Source organism: Mucilaginibacter paludis DSM 18603 (assembly GCF_000166195.2).
Classification (GTDB): Bacteria; Bacteroidota; Bacteroidia; order Sphingobacteriales; family Sphingobacteriaceae; genus Mucilaginibacter; species Mucilaginibacter paludis.
In genome coordinates this window covers 7,804,109-7,821,131 of the sequence record NZ_CM001403.1, presented here as the reverse complement: position 1 = coordinate 7,821,131, position 17,023 = coordinate 7,804,109, and the positions used below count along the sequence as shown (strand labels likewise).

At 40.7% G+C, this 17,023-nt stretch carries 20 protein-coding genes; 7 read left to right on the top strand and 13 right to left on the bottom strand.

Features of this window, described 5'->3' with window-relative positions; genetic code table 11:
* Nucleotides 1-30: 30 nt before the first annotated feature.
* The 4 genes from MUCPA_RS33160 to hemF all read right to left on the bottom strand — a co-directional run bounded on the left by MUCPA_RS33160 (nucleotide 31) and on the right by hemF (nucleotide 5,352).
* Nucleotides 31-1,083 (bottom strand): tetratricopeptide repeat protein, encoded by a 1,053-nt coding sequence (locus MUCPA_RS33160; protein WP_040626787.1) that lies wholly within the window; start codon nucleotides 1,081-1,083, stop codon nucleotides 31-33.
* 81 nt (nucleotides 1,084-1,164) lie between these two features.
* A complete protein-coding gene (gene gyrA, locus MUCPA_RS33155) occupies nucleotides 1,165-3,816 on the bottom strand; it encodes a DNA gyrase subunit A (RefSeq protein ID WP_008512695.1) in 2,652 nt (883 codons plus the stop codon).
* 145 nt (nucleotides 3,817-3,961) lie between these two features.
* Nucleotides 3,962-4,372 carry a hypothetical protein gene (locus tag MUCPA_RS33150; protein ID WP_008512694.1) on the bottom strand — a complete coding sequence of 137 codons (411 nt, stop codon included), beginning with the start codon at nucleotides 4,370-4,372 and terminating at the stop codon, nucleotides 3,962-3,964.
* 68 nt (nucleotides 4,373-4,440) lie between these two features.
* Nucleotides 4,441-5,352: an oxygen-dependent coproporphyrinogen oxidase gene (gene hemF / locus MUCPA_RS33145; RefSeq protein ID WP_008512693.1), complete on the bottom strand. Its 912-nt coding sequence runs from the start codon at nucleotides 5,350-5,352 to the stop codon at nucleotides 4,441-4,443.
* Nucleotides 5,353-5,504: 152 nt separating this feature from the next.
* Here hemF and MUCPA_RS33140 point away from each other — a divergent pair, with 152 nt between their 5' ends.
* The 5 genes from MUCPA_RS33140 to MUCPA_RS33120 are packed head-to-tail and all read left to right on the top strand — an operon-like array spanning nucleotide 5,505 to nucleotide 8,464.
* Complete coding sequence (locus MUCPA_RS33140; protein ID WP_008512692.1) at nucleotides 5,505-6,341, top strand: ABC transporter ATP-binding protein; 837 nt, start codon at nucleotides 5,505-5,507, stop codon at nucleotides 6,339-6,341.
* A 1-nt stretch (nucleotide 6,342) separates the two neighbouring features.
* Complete coding sequence (locus MUCPA_RS33135; protein ID WP_008512691.1) at nucleotides 6,343-7,128, top strand: hypothetical protein; 786 nt, start codon at nucleotides 6,343-6,345, stop codon at nucleotides 7,126-7,128.
* A 17-nt stretch (nucleotides 7,129-7,145) separates the two neighbouring features.
* Complete coding sequence (locus tag MUCPA_RS33130; protein WP_008512690.1) at nucleotides 7,146-7,523, top strand: GntR family transcriptional regulator; 378 nt, start codon at nucleotides 7,146-7,148, stop codon at nucleotides 7,521-7,523.
* Between the two features lies 1 nt (nucleotide 7,524).
* A complete protein-coding gene (locus tag MUCPA_RS33125; protein ID WP_008512688.1) occupies nucleotides 7,525-8,256 on the top strand; it encodes a hypothetical protein in 732 nt (243 codons plus the stop codon).
* A 25-nt stretch (nucleotides 8,257-8,281) separates the two neighbouring features.
* On the top strand, nucleotides 8,282-8,464 hold the full coding sequence (locus MUCPA_RS33120; RefSeq protein ID WP_008512687.1) for a hypothetical protein: 183 nt from the start codon (nucleotides 8,282-8,284) through the stop codon (nucleotides 8,462-8,464).
* 2 nt (nucleotides 8,465-8,466) lie between these two features.
* Here MUCPA_RS33120 and MUCPA_RS33115 read toward each other — a convergent pair whose 3' ends face one another.
* The 4 genes from MUCPA_RS33115 to MUCPA_RS33100 all read right to left on the bottom strand — a co-directional run bounded on the left by MUCPA_RS33115 (nucleotide 8,467) and on the right by MUCPA_RS33100 (nucleotide 11,407).
* Nucleotides 8,467-9,729 carry an MFS transporter gene (locus MUCPA_RS33115; RefSeq protein ID WP_008512685.1) on the bottom strand — a complete coding sequence of 421 codons (1,263 nt, stop codon included), beginning with the start codon at nucleotides 9,727-9,729 and terminating at the stop codon, nucleotides 8,467-8,469.
* A 107-nt stretch (nucleotides 9,730-9,836) separates the two neighbouring features.
* Nucleotides 9,837-10,034: a cold-shock protein gene (locus tag MUCPA_RS33110; RefSeq protein WP_008512683.1), complete on the bottom strand. Its 198-nt coding sequence runs from the start codon at nucleotides 10,032-10,034 to the stop codon at nucleotides 9,837-9,839.
* A gap of 145 nt (nucleotides 10,035-10,179) precedes the next feature.
* Complete coding sequence (locus MUCPA_RS33105; protein ID WP_008512681.1) at nucleotides 10,180-10,815, bottom strand: peroxiredoxin; 636 nt, start codon at nucleotides 10,813-10,815, stop codon at nucleotides 10,180-10,182.
* 82 nt (nucleotides 10,816-10,897) lie between these two features.
* Nucleotides 10,898-11,407 (bottom strand): hypothetical protein, encoded by a 510-nt coding sequence (locus tag MUCPA_RS33100; RefSeq protein WP_157544031.1) that lies wholly within the window; start codon nucleotides 11,405-11,407, stop codon nucleotides 10,898-10,900.
* Nucleotides 11,408-11,504: 97 nt separating this feature from the next.
* Here MUCPA_RS33100 and MUCPA_RS33095 point away from each other — a divergent pair, with 97 nt between their 5' ends.
* Complete coding sequence (locus MUCPA_RS33095) at nucleotides 11,505-13,289, top strand: glycoside hydrolase family 15 protein (RefSeq protein WP_008512678.1); 1,785 nt, start codon at nucleotides 11,505-11,507, stop codon at nucleotides 13,287-13,289.
* A 124-nt stretch (nucleotides 13,290-13,413) separates the two neighbouring features.
* Here MUCPA_RS33095 and rpmA read toward each other — a convergent pair whose 3' ends face one another.
* The 4 genes from rpmA to MUCPA_RS33075 all read right to left on the bottom strand — a co-directional run bounded on the left by rpmA (nucleotide 13,414) and on the right by MUCPA_RS33075 (nucleotide 15,487).
* On the bottom strand, nucleotides 13,414-13,824 hold the full coding sequence (gene rpmA, locus MUCPA_RS37370; RefSeq protein ID WP_008512677.1) for a 50S ribosomal protein L27: 411 nt from the start codon (nucleotides 13,822-13,824) through the stop codon (nucleotides 13,414-13,416).
* Between the two features lie 50 nt (nucleotides 13,825-13,874).
* Nucleotides 13,875-14,183 carry a 50S ribosomal protein L21 gene (rplU, locus tag MUCPA_RS33085; RefSeq protein WP_008512676.1) on the bottom strand — a complete coding sequence of 103 codons (309 nt, stop codon included), beginning with the start codon at nucleotides 14,181-14,183 and terminating at the stop codon, nucleotides 13,875-13,877.
* A 122-nt stretch (nucleotides 14,184-14,305) separates the two neighbouring features.
* Entirely contained in the window at nucleotides 14,306-14,824 is a 519-nt protein-coding gene (locus MUCPA_RS33080; RefSeq protein WP_008512675.1) for a hypothetical protein, read from the bottom strand.
* A 165-nt stretch (nucleotides 14,825-14,989) separates the two neighbouring features.
* Nucleotides 14,990-15,487: a hypothetical protein gene (locus MUCPA_RS33075; protein WP_008512674.1), complete on the bottom strand. Its 498-nt coding sequence runs from the start codon at nucleotides 15,485-15,487 to the stop codon at nucleotides 14,990-14,992.
* 140 nt (nucleotides 15,488-15,627) lie between these two features.
* Between MUCPA_RS33075 and MUCPA_RS33070 the strand changes: the two genes are divergently transcribed.
* A complete protein-coding gene (locus MUCPA_RS33070) occupies nucleotides 15,628-16,203 on the top strand; it encodes a nitroreductase family protein (RefSeq protein WP_008512673.1) in 576 nt (191 codons plus the stop codon).
* A 56-nt stretch (nucleotides 16,204-16,259) separates the two neighbouring features.
* Here MUCPA_RS33070 and MUCPA_RS33065 read toward each other — a convergent pair whose 3' ends face one another.
* Nucleotides 16,260-17,006, bottom strand: coding sequence for an SGNH/GDSL hydrolase family protein (locus tag MUCPA_RS33065; RefSeq protein ID WP_008512671.1), 747 nt, complete (start codon nucleotides 17,004-17,006; stop codon nucleotides 16,260-16,262).
* Between the last annotated feature and the right edge of the window lie 17 nt (nucleotides 17,007-17,023).

Sequence of the window (17,023 nt, the reverse complement as noted above, 5' to 3'; positions counted from 1 at the left end):
TCAGATGCTGACCGGTTTGCTTCAGCAACTTTATTGTTGGTTTAATTGATTAAATTGGTTTAACTTGTTATTTACTTTTTGCAACATATTTTGGTTGCCCGACTGCGAATATAACATTTGTAAAGCTCTTAAGCACGACTCATTGTTCGGAGCCATTTCGTTTGCCTTTTCTAACCAGCTCTTTGATTGGCCTATATTAGCCTGGTATTCTTCGGGCTTGTTACTTGATACCGCTTTTTTAAGGTAAAGTAAACCCAGGTTAAATATCGGGTTATAATCAGCATTGTTAATTTCTATAGCTTTTTGGTAACCGATTTCTGCCTTGTCTAACTCATTTAAATGATCATAGCAATTTGCAGCCATAAATACAACTTCAGGATTATTGGGTTCAACATCCAATAGGTCATTCAACAAAGGTTTTAACAGCGGATATTCCTTTTTGTTGTTATAGATATTAGCTTCTTCAAAAAGTAAATATTTATCTTTTGGATAAATCTCTAAGCCCTGTTGGATGGTTTGTAACGACTTTGACGTATCCCCAAGCATTCTGTAGATATTGGCAGCGGTTTGAATATGCTCTAATTTGGGCATTTTAGCTTGTAATACTGTATCATAGTACATGATAGCAGTTCTGTAATTACCCAGCTTATAATAAATATTGGCCAGATAAACATTGAGTTCGTGCGCTGCGGGTGCATACTGCTTGGCAAGCATAAAATTATTAATAGCCAGTCTGTAATTGTTTTTCGAATAAATGTCAAAAGCTTTGCGCTGATATACATTGGCTAAACACCCTTTGGCATAATTCATCTCAATGTTAAACCTGAATATCTTACGCTTGGTTAATAAACGGTTTACCAATTTGGTAGTTTGCAACAGAAGGGTATCTGGTTGGTTAAGTTTATTTAACGAGTCGATGTACAAGATACTCGAGTAAACTACAGCCTTATATACATTTTTATCCAGGTCAATCGAGTCGGCGTGGGTTTTGAAGGAATTATCAACCGATTTTTTAGCATCACCCAAGTATTTCAGATCATTTTTGGTATGATAGAAAGCAAGGTTATTAATAACATCCTTCATTGCTTCCGATTGCGCTTTGGCAATGGAGGATGTTAAACATATACACGTTATCAGTAAAATTATTTTACGAACGGACATATTTTATTTTTCTGGTTCTTCTTCAGTATCATCGTCGTCTGTATCCAATTCCTCTGGATCGATGGTATGATCTTCAACGTTATCGTGTTCTGGAACAACGTCATCAACAATTACACTGGTTTTGTTTTCATCATCGGCCAGCGCTTCTGTCTCGGCTATGATTTCTGAAATTTCCTCTGCAACTTCTTCTTCGCGCTCAACCTGGGCAACGGATGCGATGCTGTCGTTTTCTTTCAGCGATATCAATCTAACACCTTGCGTAGCGCGTCCCATGGTTCTTAACTGATTCATGGATATACGGATGATGATGCCAGATCTGTTGATGATCATCAGGTCATGTTCATCAGTAACGCCTTTTATCGCTACTAATTGCCCTGTTTTTTCGGTTACGTTGATTGTTTTAACGCCTTTACCTCCACGGTTGGTTACGCGGTAGTCTTCAATGTCGGTACGCTTACCGTATCCTTTTTCAGAAACTACTAACACCGTAGTTTCGGCATCGTCAATCGCTATCATACCTACAACCTCGTCGTTTTCTCCGGCTAAGGTAATACCACGCACGCCGGTTGCCGTACGGCCCATAGGCCTCACTGTCGACTCGTTAAAGCGTATGGCCCTCCCCGATTTCAGCGCCATTACAATTTCGCTGCTTCCGGTAGTTAAAGTAGCCTGTAGCAAGGTATCGCCTTCATTAATATTAATGGCGTTGATACCGTTGGCACGCGGACGGGAATAAGCTTCGAGGGATGTTTTCTTGATCACACCTTTGCGCGTACACATGATGATAAAGTTATTCTCTAAATAATCTCTATCCTTCAGGCTGGTCAACTTGATATACGCCTTAATGTTTTCTTCTTTCGGTATATTGATAATGTTCTGGATGGCGCGGCCCTTAGAAGTACGTGTGCCTTCGGGGATTTCAAATACGCGCAGCCAGAAACATTGTCCGGATTCGGTGAAGAATAACATGTAGTTGTGATTGGAGGCAATCAGCAAGTGCTCGATAAAATCAGCATCACGGCTGTTGCTGCCTATTGATCCTTTACCCCCTCTGGCCTGGGTGCGGTATTCCGTCAATGGTGTACGTTTAATATACCCCTCGTGCGAAATGGTGATCACCACATTTTCATCCTCAATAAAATCTTCGGTCTGCATTTCTGCCGATGAATGTACGATCTGCGTGCGGCGTTCATCACCGTATTTTTCTTTGATCTCTATCAGCTCATTCTTGATGATCTCCATGCGCAAACCTTCGTCGGCCAAAATCGATTTCAAGTAATCTATCAGCTTCATCAGCTCGTTGTACTCAGCTTTGATCTTATCGCGCTCCAGTCCGGTTAAACGGCGAAGTGTCATGTCCAGGATAGCCCGGGCCTGGATATCGCTTAAGTTAAAGCGCGTCATCAAACCATCGCGCGCTTCATCAGGTGTATTTGAACTTCTGATCAGTTGGATCACTTCGTCCAAATGATCTAAAGCAATCAGTAAACCTTCCAGAATGTGTGCGCGTTTTTCAGCCTCGGCCAATTCAAATTTAGTACGGCGTACGATTACCTCATGGCGGTGTTCAACAAAATGATGAATCAGGTCCTTCAGGTTCAATAACATGGGGCGACCGTGTACCAGGGCGATGTTATTTACACTGAACGAAGTTTGTAAGGATGTATATTTAAATAAGTTATTTAATACAATAGCGGCGTTGGCGTCACGTTTAATCTCATAAACAACCCTGATCCCCTCACGATTTGATTCATCGCGCATAGCCGATATACCTTCCAGTTTCTTTTCGTTAACCAGCTCGGCAGTACGCTCGATCATGATCGATTTATTGATCTGGTAAGGGATCTCGGTCACGATAATGCGTTCGCGGTCGTTGTTATAAACTTCGATCTCTGCACGGGCACGTAAAATAATCCGGCCACGACCGGTTTCGGATGCTTCGCGGGCGCCTTCAAAACCGTAGATGATACCACCTGTAGGAAAATCCGGACCTTTTACAAACTTCATCAGCTCGGTGATCTCGATGTTTCGATCATCGATATAGGCCATGGTGGCGTTGATGACCTCGGTGAGGTTATGCGGTGCCATATTGGTGGCCATACCTACCGCGATACCCGATGCTCCGTTAACCAGCAGGTTAGGGAATTTGGCAGGTAATACGGTTGGCTCCTGTTCCGTATCGTCGAAATTGAGCTGATAGTCGATGGTATCTTTATTGATATCGGCCAGCATCTCTTCAGCAATTTTCAGTAATCTTGCCTCGGTATAACGCATGGCCGCAGGATTATCACCATCTATCGAGCCGTAGTTACCCTGCCCGTCAACCAAGGGATACCGCAGGCTCCATTCCTGCGCCATACGTACCATAGTGCCGTAAACGGATGAATCGCCGTGCGGGTGATATTTACCCAGCACCTCTCCTACAATACGGGCAGATTTTTTATAAGGTTTGTTGGAATTTAGGCCCAGATTCAACATGCCGTAAAGCACACGCCTGTGTACTGGTTTTAACCCATCGCGTACATCAGGTAACGCCCTGGATACGATAACAGACATCGAATAATCGATGTATGCCGATCGCATTTCTTCTTCAATATTGATTGGGATAATTCTGTCTTGCGACCCGTTGTCGCCATTCTCTGTATCTTCAGCCATTGTCTATATTTAAGCAATTGTCGCCTGACATAATTTTATTTAGGTACTTTTTAAAGCGACGTGCGAAGTTAACAAAATATGTGGTATGGGGGTACGCTGTGGATAATTTTTGGTATATAAAGATGATATAACGATAATATTGAATTTATTTAATTTTCTTCCAATGCTCCTCAACCAACATGCCGCTGGGCAACTTGCCGGATAGTATAAGTTCTTTTTTACTTATCTTAAAGGTGTAGGCAATGGTTTTACCGATAGCTTGTGATGGTCTGCTGCTATAGGTTTGGGTTTCAAAACAGGTATCTCTTTTAATCCGGTATTTGCCAGCCTCATAGCGCTCTGTTTTGTATCCCTTCTGGCAGGCAAAAGCGTTAAAATTGCTGGAAGTGTAAACACGGCGCATGGTGTATTGTAACGATGCTGTATCGGTTTTTCCGTTATAGGTACCGCCATTAAACTGCCATGTTCCTTGTAGTAAATTGTTTTTATTTTGAGCCGATGCTGTAAAGCTGATCAATGCAATTAAAAGCATTAGCAAATGCGAAAGTTTTTTCATGACTTAGATTTATGCGGGCGGCATCACGCGAAGTTCATTCCGTGTAAAAGCTTGCCCGGCTTAAGATATTATACCCAGTTGATTCCTTTTTTTAAAAGGCTGAGTGTATGTTCCTCTTCTGAACCGGGCTGAGGTTGATAGTTGTATATCCACCTTGCCTGGGGCGGTAAGCTCATTAAAATGGACTCAATGCGCCCATTGGTTTCCAGTCCGAACTTGGTGCCTGCATCGTAAACCAAATTAAACTCGGCATAGCGGCTTCGGCGTTGATACTGCCATTCCTGGTGTGCTTCGGTGTATTCCTTATTCCTGTTACGGTTGACCAGTTCGGTATAAACAGGTAAAAATGACCGGCCTAAAGCTTTCGAGAATTCAAAAATATCGTCCCACGATAAATTATCCGTGGCTGTTATCCGGTCGTAAAATATCCCCCCTACACCCCGTGTTTCGTTCCGGTGTTTGATATAAAAATAGTCGTCGGCCCATTTTTTAAAACGGTTATAAAAATCTGCGCCATACTGGTCGCAAACAGATTTCAATACACCGTGAAAAAAACGCACGTCATCTTCTATTACATAATGCGGAGTCAGGTCAATCCCACCCCCAAACCAGCGAACCGGCGGTTTATCTTTATCGGTAGATGGCATTTCAAAGTACCGGATATTCATGTGGATGATAGGTACCATTGGATGGTTGGGATGGATTACGATAGATACCCCGGTGGCAAAAAAATCGTGCTGATCAACTTTAAGTGCATTTTTGATGGTATCCGGAAGTAATCCTTCTACAGCCGAAAAATTTACACCACCCTTTTCAAGGATGTTGCCGTTTTGTATAACGCGACTTCGCCCTCCTCCGCCTCCATCCCGCTCCCATCGTTCTTCAATAAAAACAGCTTTCCCATCTAACCCTTCTAAACCAGCACATATTTCGTCCTGGATTTGCTGATACTGGCGTGCAATTTCTTCTTTGGTGATCATACCTTGCAAATTTGTAAATATTTACGCAATAAGTCGGCTAAAATGATCCGAATCTTTATCAGTAAAAAAAAATCATAAATATTTTGAAATGTATTTTCTTTAATTACTTTTGTAGTGTACTATTTAACTAATACACTAAACAACGTTGATATATGATACAAATTAAGGATCTCAATTTTGGGTACACTAAAAAAGCTTTGCTGTTTAAAAATTTAAATCTCAGTCTATCTAAAGGACACATTTATGGCTTGTTAGGTAAAAACGGTGCTGGTAAATCAACCTTACTGCATAACATTACCGGCCTAAGCTACCCTCAAAGCGGCTTGTGTACGGTAAATGGATTGAACAGTGCCGATAGGTTAGTTGATTTTTTAGCGGATATGTATTTTATCCCCGAAGAAATATATGTACCATCGGTTACCGCAGCAAGGTTTGTTAAAAATACAGGAAGCTTTTACCCCCGGTTTAACGAGCAGCAGTTTTACACCTATTTGAACGAGTTTGATGTGCCGCGTGAATCCATATTGGATAAACTTTCTTTCGGTCAGCAAAAAAAAGTAATGATTGCTTTCGGTTTAGCCACCAACACCAGCTTATTAGTAATGGATGAGCCAACTAACGGATTGGATATACCATCCAAAGTACAATTTAGAAAAATTATAGCCTCGGTTTTAACGGAGGAGCGCTGTATAATCATATCCACCCACCAGGTTAGGGATCTGGATAGTTTGATCGACACCTTAGTTGTACTGCATAACCGGGAAATTGTGGTAAACCAGGAGCTGGATGCCATATCCGAGAAGATATATTTTACCACGCTGGATAATAATGATACCCGCCCGGCTTTATACCAGGAGGAAAGCATGCGCGGAAAAAACGCCATGGTAGCCAATAACGAAAACCTGTACAGTAAAGTGGATATGGAGCTTTTGTTTAATGCCATTATTAATGGAAACCAACAGACTATTGATCTTTTAAAAATAAATTAATATGAACCAGACCTTTAGTTTAAAACGATTTACCTCGTTATTTAAAAAACACACTATTGAAAATTACCGCGGCTACCTGATGCAGCTTTTTGTATTGCTGGGTATATTGATAGTAACCGTAGCGATACTTAGCAATAACACTTATAAGCTCCTGTCAATACAAGTACAAACCAATGTATTTGTGTTTTTCTTTATTGCTGCGGGAACCATATTTACCAGTAATATATTTATCAATCTGGGTGATAAGCGCAGAAGCATTACAACACTCACGCTACCCGCATCGGCAGCCGAGAAATTTTTGGTTGGCTGGCTCTATTCATACGTTATTTTCCAGGTACTTTTTATCGTGGTTTACTATACCGTAGTTATTCTGTTTTTGAAATTGCATAACGCGCCCACAAGCCCAAAGTACTTAATGAATGTTTTTGAGCCAGATCAAATACTTTTATTGATGTATATGTTTTATATTTTTTTTCATTCCATCATGATATACGGTGCGCTGTTTTTTAAAAAAATGCATTTTATTAAAACTGTTTTTTGCTTTTTTATCATCGCGATGGTGATCTGGTTTTTAAACGCGCAGGTTTTACATCTCATTTTTCATCATGCAGTTGGTGGCCCCCCTCCGTTTACAGGCGTTAATTATTGGGATAATAATAGTACTAATAATGTAACCATTGATCTGACGGACGACCATAGCCCCCAATTAATTTATGCTTTGTTTTATATCATGTCGGTGATGATCTGGTTTGCCGCCTATTTCAGGCTAAAAGAAAAACAAGTTTAAAGGAAGGAATCAGAGAGATGGAGTTTAGAAATAACGAAGCCATATACCTGCAAATTGCAGCATACGTGAGCGAAAAAATATTACGGGGCGCTTGGAGTCCCGGCGAAAAGATACCTTCGGTACGCGATCTTTCGGTAGAGTTACAGGTTAACCCGAATACCGTGATGCGCACCTATGAGTTTTTGCAAAGCCAGGAGGTAATATTGAATAAACGCGGTATCGGCTTTTTTGTACAGCCCGATGGTGTTAAAAAAGTAAAAGCTTACCGCAAAGAACGCTTTTTACAACAGGACCTGCCCGAATTTTTCAGAAACATCTACTTATTGGATATATCACTTGAAGATTTGCAGGCCCGATATGAGAAATTTAAATCAGAAAACTTTAAACCGGAATAACATGAGAACAAGTAATAAGATTTTATTAGCTACCCTGGTAATTTTTGTGGTTTCGTTAGGGATATACAATTGTGCTTTAAGGGCCGAATTTTTAACGGGAGACTATAAAAATCCCTTTAAAAATTATAACACTGTAGATATAAAAAACTTTGACCGTATAGAGATTAACGCGGCCAGCCAGATGGATGTTAGTATTAACAAGGGCGATACTAAAATACATGTAACCAAAAGCCCATCATGGGATATTAATTTTACCCTGAAAGGGAAAACGTTGGTGATTAGTATGGTTAGAAGAAACTACGCTGAAGACTCGTTTAATAGCGTAATTATTTCGTGCCCCAAATTGATATCTGTTAAAGCACAGGCCTTTTATATGTACGATACTACACGAATTGTAGATAACCACGAACCAACAAACTACCGCTACGAACGCACGGTAACTGTCAATGGCTTTACCATGGATAGTTTAAACTTACAACAGGATAACTATAGCAGGGTACGGCTTAACCACAATACCATTGGTTTACTGCAAGCGAGGGCCGGTATCAGCAAAAATGCAACTTCTATGCTTAGTATTGATAAGACCAATATGATTCAAAAAGCCGATTTACAGATCGGCGAAAAAAGCACTTTGGAGCTCGATGATATATTTATCCCCCAACTGAAATATCTTTTTGCGGATAGTTCTAAAGTTACATTTTCTGGAGTAGCGCTAAAGAGTTTAAAACAGTAACACGTTAGCATATTATAGTTAGATCATGAAAAAGATTATTGCAACCGGATTGCTGATCATCCTGATTTTAGGCACAGTATTCTATTTCAGTTTGAGGTATCTCAGTTACATTCGCGCTTTACAAATAGGCTTTGCTCCGGGCATTAGCCTATTCAACCAAGGCGAGTATAGTTTGGCAGGTAAGGATATCTTCAGGGTTGAACCATGATATCATTGTTCAACGTAGTCAAGGTCCTTGCCGAAGCTTTCTTTTAACTGGCTCAAGGCAAACAACGCTATAATGGTAAGTAGGGCCATCATCACATATCCGCTATGGATTAACGCTGTAGACTGGGTGATGCCTTTGGCCTTTTCCTGGGATACGAAATAGCTCACAATGGCATTAAATGCAAACGTAATGGGAATTAAGGCGCCACGCACAAAATTAGGCACCGTAGTGGTTACAGTAGAACGAATGTTAGTGCCAAACTGCTCGGACGCTATGGTAACAAATGTTGCCCAATAGCCAACTGAAATACCCATAAACAAGCTCAAGCCTATAAATTGCGCAGGCGTAATATTTTTTGCGCTTAAATAGCTTGCCATGCTTACAACCGACACCAATAAAAAAACTAACATGGTCAATTTTCTGGACCGGGTAATCTGGGCTAACAGCCCGGCCAGAATATCCCCTATGGCAATCCCGATGTAAGTATACATAATGCCGGTACCCGCGCTCAATGGCTGTACAGCACCAAGCTCTTTGCCAAACTCGGGCGACAAGGTAACCAATATGCCTACCACGTACCATAAAGGCATGCCTATTAATATGCAGCAAAGGTATTTCCAAAATCGCTTTCTGCTGGTAAACAGCATCCGCATATCGCCTTTAGTTACACCACTTTTTTCAACCACCTTAAACATGCCCGACTCAAATGTTCCTACCCGCAGCAACAAGAGCAGTATCCCTAAGCCGCCGCCAACAAAATAGGATGTTTGCCAGGCAAAGTTTTTAGCCACTGTAGCAGCGGCTACGGCACCAAATAAGCCTACACCGGCAACAATCATGGTTCCATACCCCCTGTTCTCTTTACTCATGGTTTCGCTAACCAGGGTAATGCCAGCGCCTAATTCGCCGGCAAGCCCTATGCCTGCAATTAAACGGATAATAGCGTAGGTGTTAACATCAGTGGCAAAGCCATTGGCAAAATTGGCCAGTGAGTATAACAATATGGAGCCGAAAAGCACCTTAATGCGGCCAAATTTATCACCAAGTATACCCCATATAATACCGCCTACCAGTAAACCGGCCATTTGCATATTAATCACAAACTGCCCTTTGCCAAGCATATCGTCGGCGCTAACGCCAATATCATGAAAGCTTTTAATACGCACTACCGAGAATAGTACAAGATCGTATATGTCAACAAAATAACCGAGCGCGGCCACAATAACCAGGAAGATTACGTTTCTTGAAGTATCCTTTTTCTGCATAAAAAGTTTAATTGGTAGGCTAAAGTAAATAAAAATGATGACTGTCTATTATACAAAAAAAACCTCTGAAGATCATTCAGAGGTTCTCAATTATGGTTGAAATTAATTTATATCTTTTTTACGTTTACTGCTTGCAATCCTTTGCGGCCTTCTTCAACTTCGTACTCTACATTATCATTATCTTTAATTGCATTCACACCGCCTTGCACATCCTTAAAATGTACAAATAGATCCTTACCATCATCGGTAACGATAAAACCATAACCTTTTTGAGTGTTAAACCATTTTACTTTTCCAGTTTTCATAATAAATAATAGTGTAGTATTAAAAAATTAAATTGGGCTTAAAATGTAAGACCAAACTGAAAAAGTAATTATTATCAGAAAGGGTATCAATGCATTAAGCCAGTAAATTCAAAGATATAAATTTAACAATAAAATGCAATAAAAATTATTTATTTGGTTGAGGTGTAGTTCTGAGGTATGGTTTTATCTCTGTAAAGCCTTTGGGGAACCTGGCCGGAATATCTTCTGTCTTGATGGCGGGTACAACAACCACATCTTCGCCTTCTTTCCAATCTACGGGCGTAGCAACGCTGTAATTTGCGGTGAGTTGTAATGAGTCTATCACGCGTAATATTTCCTGGAAGTTTCTACCTGTTGAAGCAGGGTAAGTTATGATCAATTTAACAGTTTTATCAGGCGCAATAATAAACAGCGAACGTACAGTGGCATTAACTGAAGCGTTAGGATGGATCATATCATAGGCTTCTGATATTTTACGGTCCTCGTCGGCAATAATCGGGAAGTTTACTTCTACGTGCTGGGTTTCATTAATATCATTGATCCAGCCGTGGTGCGCCTCAACAGAATCAACACTTAAAGCTAATACTTTTACATTACGCTTGGTAAATTCATCAGACAAAGCAGCTGTTCTGCCCAACTCCGTAGTGCAAACCGGCGTATAATCGCCCGGATGCGAAAATAATACGCCCCAGCTGTCGCCTAAGTAATCGTAAAAATCAATCTCGCCCTGCGAGGTTTTTGCTTTGAAATTTGGTGCGGTATCGCCTAATCTTAAACTCATGGTTGTGTTAATTATAATGTCTATAGATTTAATAGAATATTAACCAAAGCTAATACCTATTGTTGTAATTGTGAAATCTATTTTAAAAATATGATATTGAAAGTATCTGTTTTTTGCGTTCAGTAAGCAATTCGTCAATGATAATGGCGATAGGCTTAAAACTATAGCAAAGTTTCGGTACCTCTTCTTCCAGTTTATCCAACTCTACCCAGCCTTGCATCAGCGTTAACGGTCCGTAATTGGTGCTTAAATTTGGCCAGTTTATAGCGTAAGGCCCCAATCGGTTGCGGAATGCCTGGGCAAATTCGCGACTTTGGATCTTATATTGATTTAACTCTCTTAATTTCAATGCGTGTATATTGTAATACAATCTATTGTGTTGAATGCCCTCTGCGCTTACCCATATTGAAAAAAAAATTGACCGCTCAAAAGGTTTACCTTCCGGGGGCTTGTTGCACCAGGATGGCTTCTGGATTTTTAACACGGCACAACCCAGCCACTCTCCTACCTTAAAATGAAGGCCTGCCGAATCGAAATAATGCTTGTTTAAGCCTGTCGCGGTTTTTTGAAATTTGTCCAGGTAGTCCGCCATTTGCATACTGTTAAATATACACGAAATTAAATTTAGAAAACAACACCGAACATAATGGGTTATTGCTGTATAATCAACATCTGTTACAGCATATACTATGGCAAAACATACCTACCAAACCGGCATTATTGGCAATTGCGCCTTTTTAGCTCACGTAAATAAAAATACCAATATCGACTGGCTTTGCTGGCCCCGTTTTGATAGCACCTTTATATTTGGAGGCTTACTGGATAAGCAAAAAGGCGGCGAGTTTTCCATCCTGCCCGAAGGGGACTTCACATCAAACCAATATTATCTTGAAAATACAAATGTATTGATTACCGAGATTACGGATACGCATGGTGGTAAATATAAAATTACAGACTACGCCCCCCGATTTCGCGAACACGACAGGTATTATAAGCCCCTGATGCTGATCAGGCAGATTGACCCTTTGGAGGGCTCGCCGCGCATACGCGTAAAGTGCGAGCCAGTGTCTGAATATGGCGCAACCAAACTTACCGTAAACCGCGGGAGTAACCATATCCAATTTTTAGGTGGCGAAGAAAAGATCCGCTTAACTACCAATATTCCGGTGAGCTATGTTTTTGATGAACAATTTTTCGTATTGAACGAAACACGATACCTTGTGCTTACCTATGGTGAGCCTTTAGAGGCACCTTTGATAAGTACGGCTACCCGCTTTCTGCGCGAAACGATTCAGTATTGGCGTATCTGGATCAAGCATTCTACCATCGCTACGTTTTATCAACCCTTCGTTATCCGATCGGCCCTGGCCCTTAAAATCCATCAGTTTGAGGATACGGGAGCTATTATAGCGGCCAGCACAACAAGCTTGCCCGAATCGCCAGGCAGCGGCCGTAACTGGGACTATCGCTATTGCTGGTTGAGAGATACTTATTACGTAATAACAGCACTAAACCATATAGGCCATTTTGAAGAAATGGAAAGGTACTTTGGATATGTTACCGATATTTCTTTTTCGGAAGATTTTAGGTATCAGCCCTTGTACAGTATTACAGGGCAAAAAAACATTGAAGAATTTGTACTCGATCACCTGGATGGCTATTTAGGCAATAAGCCTGTACGTGTTGGTAACCAAGCTTCTGAGCATATTCAGAATGATATTTATGGGCAGGTTTCGATATCTATACTACCCCTGTATACCGACCATCGTTTTGTTTATAGCGAACGAAAAGACTCCGCCCGGTGGATTGAGTATTTGCTTTTTAAGATAGAAAAAACAATAGATGAAAAGGACGCTGGCATTTGGGAGTTTCGCAATTTTGCCAACATCCATTGCTACAGTAATCTTTTTCAGTGGGCAGGCGCTTCGGCAGCCGAAAAAATGGCGAAGACGATAGGTAATCAGGCGCTGGAAGATAAAGCTATAGCACTGAAGGCGCGAGCGGCCGAACATATTGAGAGTTGTTATGACCCGGAGCGGAAGGTATATACCAACTCGGTAGGTAGTAAAAACCTTGATGCCAGTACCTTACAGCTTATTATGATGAACTATCTCGACCCCACGTCGCAAAAAGCCAAGGATCATCTTATTGCATTAGAAAGCGAACTAAAAGCAAGTAATGGTTTGTTTTACAGGTATTTATATGCAGATGATTTTGGTAAACCTAAAACTACTTTCCTTATCTGCGCTTTTTGGTATGTGGAAGCCCTTGCTGCTGTTGGCCGTATTGATGATGCGGTTCGCGAATTTGAGAACCTGCTGAAGTTTTCAAACCATTTACTTCTATTTAGTGAGGATGTAGACGAAAACGATGGCAGCCAATGGGGTAATTTTCCGCAGGCTTACAGCCATGTTGGCCTGATGAACGCTGCATACAGGATAGCCATGAAATTGGACAGACCGATATTCATGTAATGACTACAGTTAGCTACGGATGATGGCTTTGACGTTTTAAACACTGCCTGATAACGTATGCTCTGCACATAAAAAAAGCCCTGATCAATTTGATCAGGGCTTTTTTTATATTAGCGTGCCTAAATTAAGCAACAACTTCTTCTTCAGTTGAATCTGCAGCAGCAGCTTCTTCTTTCGGAGCTTTTGCTGCCTTAGGGGCTTTAGCTACAGGAGCTTCAACTTCTTGAGCTGCTTGCGCTGCAACAGGTGCCGGAGCGGCATCTTCTGCTACAGGAGCAGTTTGAAAAGGAATAACTGATACGTATGAACGGTTATCAGCTTTCTTTTTGAAAACTACTTCACCAGCTACTAAAGCAAATAATGTATGATCTTTACCGATGCCTACGTTTTTATCAGGATTGTGCCTGGTACCACGTTGACGAACAATGATATTACCGGCAATTGCTGGCTGACCGCCAAAAATTTTAATACCTAAACGCTTGCTATGTGACTCGCGACCGTTCCTGGAACTACCGGCTCCTTTTTTGTGTGCCATTTTTTTTAATATTTTAATGGATTGATAACAACCCTGAGTGTAACCTTAAATTATAACGAAATACCAGTGATCTCTATTTTAGTGAATTGCTGGCGGTGACCATTTTTCTTTTTGTAACCTTTTCTTCTTTTCTTTTTGAAAATGATCACTTTATCACCCTTTAAATGAGACACGATTTTAGCTGTTACTTTAGCGCTTTTCAAATCGGCTCCCAATTTGAAACTACCTTCGTTTTCTGCTAACAATACATTGTCAAATTCAATACTAGCGCCTTCATCTCCCTGTAAGCGGTGTACAAAGAGGTGCTGGTCTTTTGCAACTTTAAATTGCTGTCCGGCTATACTTACTATTGCGTACATTGTTAATTATTTTTGTTTATTTAAAATGAGGTGCAAATATAGGGCTTTAGTTTTAAAATAGCAATACCACCCGGCATTTGTTTTTTTACTTAAACAAATGCCTGATAAGTATTGCTGCTCATTTATCTTGCCTTGATAGATGCTATGTTAATGCCAAAGAAACAATCGTCCTGGCATCCGTTAGGGTAATACCCACATGCTGATATCAATCCATTATTGGCTGCAACAAAAGATATATCATTCGTTTTTTTATCAGCCTTAAGCCATACGCTTTTGGCCTTATCATAAACTTCGTCCAGCGTTAGCAATAAAGCCCCTTCGCTGGCATGTGTATTAAGTGAAGAGGCATCCTCTGCCCAGCTTTTTAAAACCGTGGTATTCCCTCCGGGGCTCTGAGCTATACGATAGGCCTCGTAACTTCTTGCGGTAATTTTTCCATTAATAACAGTGATGATGGTTGTCGAGCCAAAACCGAAAACCGAACCCGACACCACTGTGTAGTCATAATTATTGCCCGAAGTACTTTTGAAACTGAGCCAGGCATTATAACTTTTTTCGAAATCGGATTGATAACTAAAATCTTCCTTTTTACAGCCCAGCAGGCAAACAAACCAAATCAATACAAGTAAAAGCTTTTTCATAAACGATGTTTTATGCCCTTACGTTATGAACGTGATAAACGCTACAATGGAAAGTAGAGATTGTCCGGATGCATCGGCATTGCAATTTATCACTTGAATACCCCCTCCTTCTCCTCTTTCAGTGCTTTGGTTTTGAGCGTATAAATCAATGGTACTAAAGCGCAATTATCTCTTTTCGGCTTCCTCCATCTTTTTTTGTATTTCTCTTACCAAACGTTCTGCGGCATCTTTCAAATCGGGCTTCCCTTCGTAGGCAGAGTCAAAATAAACCTTCTTGGTTTTACGCTTATATTTAAACTCAATATAATAATGCAGCGCTTTGGCATCTTTCCTTATGCTGGTATCATTGACCAGGTTAGACGGAAAATCCCAGAAACCTAAGTCGGCCGCTTTACGGTGTAAGTATAATAAATCGTCTTTGTTCAATTTTAATTTTGATTTGATCAACGAGTCGTGCGAGTTAACGTATTGATATTCCATTGTTTTAGAGTTATACTTATTAATTAAGCTATCCCCTATGCCATAATTAAATACAATGGAATCAAACTCGGCAAATTTATAAGGTGCGTTTTTCACCATCATGCCATAATAATAAAAGCAATAAAGTAAAAATGGCACAACGATGCTGAGCAATAAAAATATTTTTTTCGATTTGTTAGACATGACTTTCTGTTTGAAAGGCCAAAAGTAAAAATTCAAACTCAACTTTGGCAAAATAAAATGGCAACATGCTTTTTACCTCACTATGAAACAAATATTGTTTGCTTTCTCTATTATTGCAGCCACCAAACAAGTAATTTATCATGTCAGAAATATTCGACACCCTATCATCTGTTATCAAAAATCGCCGCACAACGAAGCCGCCTGAGATGAATGGCAAAAAAATACCTGATGAAGTAATTACCCAACTGCTTGAACTGGCCGACTGGGCACCTACCCATGCTAATACAGAACCGTGGAAATTTGTGGTATACACCAACGGAAAAGAGTTTGGCAAGCAACATGCAGAATTATATAAGGCTAATACGCCTGATGATCAATATATGCAGATGACCTATGAAAAATTACTGCATATGCCTGATAAGGCATCGCATGTTATAGTCAGCACGATGCAACGTAAACCAACAACCAGGATACCCGTACTTGAAGAGATAGCTGCTACAGCCTGTGCTATGCAAAATATTTTATTGGGTGCCACGGCTTTGGGTATTGCATCGTACTGGGGCAGCGGCGGTATGGTACACAGCCGGGCCATGAAAACTTTTTTAGCCCTGGGTGATGAGGATATCGTGATGGGGGTATTATACCTTGGTTACTCAGATCATCAACCAACCGGTAAAAGAAATATCCCGTTAAGCGAAAAGGTTAAATGGGTTTAAGCTGGAAAAATGAGGCTTAGCACTTGATGCTCTCCCATCCTGCCAGGCTGTTCAAACTAAAAACCAAGTGCTTTTTTAAACGCAAGATTATTGACAAAGGCTTTGTATATCACCTCGTGCCCCCTGTCGTTAGGGTGGATGCCATCACCGCAGTTATATACTGGCTTAAATAACCATGATGAATCGCTTAACTGATCAAGGTAATCTATAATATGGCCAGGGAACGTTTTAACTAACAGGTTAGTAAAAGTTTTTAAACGTTTACGCTGACTTAAGCTCAGGTTTCTGGGTTGATTTGAGGTGATAAAGTAAGGTATGTTCTGGCGATGCAGTATATCAGCAACAGTTTTGTAGTTGTTCAATATTTCAACATCGTTGTAGCCATTAGCAATATCATTTGAGGGAAGACTGATAATCACCATGATTGGTTTTTTTGCTAAAGCAGTAGTAATGTTCCTGAGGGTATCTGCTTCGGGGCGATTCGTCTTCGTTACGGATTTGGTAGGCAATATGTGATAGGTAGTATATCCGGGAAAAGCGAGATTTATAATGGTATCGTTTTTATGCAGGAATTTTACTTTGGCCTCTAACCTGGATACCCATGAATATTGATGTGCCGAGGCCCCTTTTCCCCAGGCCGTTGAGCCACCCAGGATGACGATATTATGATACTCTACCACGGGGGCCGTGTTATAACTCCCGCCGATAGAAGGCAATTGTACAGGATCTACGGCTGTTTTATTACACGCGGCAAAGGTAAACAGCAAAGCAAGAGCAAGTACCGATAATAAGTTTTTTTGCATTTAATCAAGCAGTTCAA

Coding starts and splice junctions, on each gene's coding strand:
- MUCPA_RS33160 (WP_040626787.1), bottom strand. CDS start 1,083: ATGAAGGATGTTATTAATAACCTTGCTTTCTATCATACCAAAAATGAT.
- gyrA (WP_008512695.1), bottom strand. CDS start 3,816: ATGGCTGAAGATACAGAGAATGGCGACAACGGGTCGCAAGACAGAATT.
- MUCPA_RS33150 (WP_008512694.1), bottom strand. CDS start 4,372: ATGAAAAAACTTTCGCATTTGCTAATGCTTTTAATTGCATTGATCAGC.
- hemF (WP_008512693.1), bottom strand. CDS start 5,352: ATGATCACCAAAGAAGAAATTGCACGCCAGTATCAGCAAATCCAGGAC.
- MUCPA_RS33140 (WP_008512692.1), top strand. CDS start 5,505: ATGATACAAATTAAGGATCTCAATTTTGGGTACACTAAAAAAGCTTTG.
- MUCPA_RS33135 (WP_008512691.1), top strand. CDS start 6,343: ATGAACCAGACCTTTAGTTTAAAACGATTTACCTCGTTATTTAAAAAA.
- MUCPA_RS33130 (WP_008512690.1), top strand. CDS start 7,146: ATGGAGTTTAGAAATAACGAAGCCATATACCTGCAAATTGCAGCATAC.
- MUCPA_RS33125 (WP_008512688.1), top strand. CDS start 7,525: ATGAGAACAAGTAATAAGATTTTATTAGCTACCCTGGTAATTTTTGTG.
- MUCPA_RS33120 (WP_008512687.1), top strand. CDS start 8,282: ATGAAAAAGATTATTGCAACCGGATTGCTGATCATCCTGATTTTAGGC.
- MUCPA_RS33115 (WP_008512685.1), bottom strand. CDS start 9,729: ATGCAGAAAAAGGATACTTCAAGAAACGTAATCTTCCTGGTTATTGTG.
- MUCPA_RS33110 (WP_008512683.1), bottom strand. CDS start 10,034: ATGAAAACTGGAAAAGTAAAATGGTTTAACACTCAAAAAGGTTATGGT.
- MUCPA_RS33105 (WP_008512681.1), bottom strand. CDS start 10,815: ATGAGTTTAAGATTAGGCGATACCGCACCAAATTTCAAAGCAAAAACC.
- MUCPA_RS33100 (WP_157544031.1), bottom strand. CDS start 11,407: ATGGCGGACTACCTGGACAAATTTCAAAAAACCGCGACAGGCTTAAAC.
- MUCPA_RS33095 (WP_008512678.1), top strand. CDS start 11,505: ATGGCAAAACATACCTACCAAACCGGCATTATTGGCAATTGCGCCTTT.
- rpmA (WP_008512677.1), bottom strand. CDS start 13,824: ATGGCACACAAAAAAGGAGCCGGTAGTTCCAGGAACGGTCGCGAGTCA.
- rplU (WP_008512676.1), bottom strand. CDS start 14,183: ATGTACGCAATAGTAAGTATAGCCGGACAGCAATTTAAAGTTGCAAAA.
- MUCPA_RS33080 (WP_008512675.1), bottom strand. CDS start 14,824: ATGAAAAAGCTTTTACTTGTATTGATTTGGTTTGTTTGCCTGCTGGGC.
- MUCPA_RS33075 (WP_008512674.1), bottom strand. CDS start 15,487: ATGTCTAACAAATCGAAAAAAATATTTTTATTGCTCAGCATCGTTGTG.
- MUCPA_RS33070 (WP_008512673.1), top strand. CDS start 15,628: ATGTCAGAAATATTCGACACCCTATCATCTGTTATCAAAAATCGCCGC.
- MUCPA_RS33065 (WP_008512671.1), bottom strand. CDS start 17,006: ATGCAAAAAAACTTATTATCGGTACTTGCTCTTGCTTTGCTGTTTACC.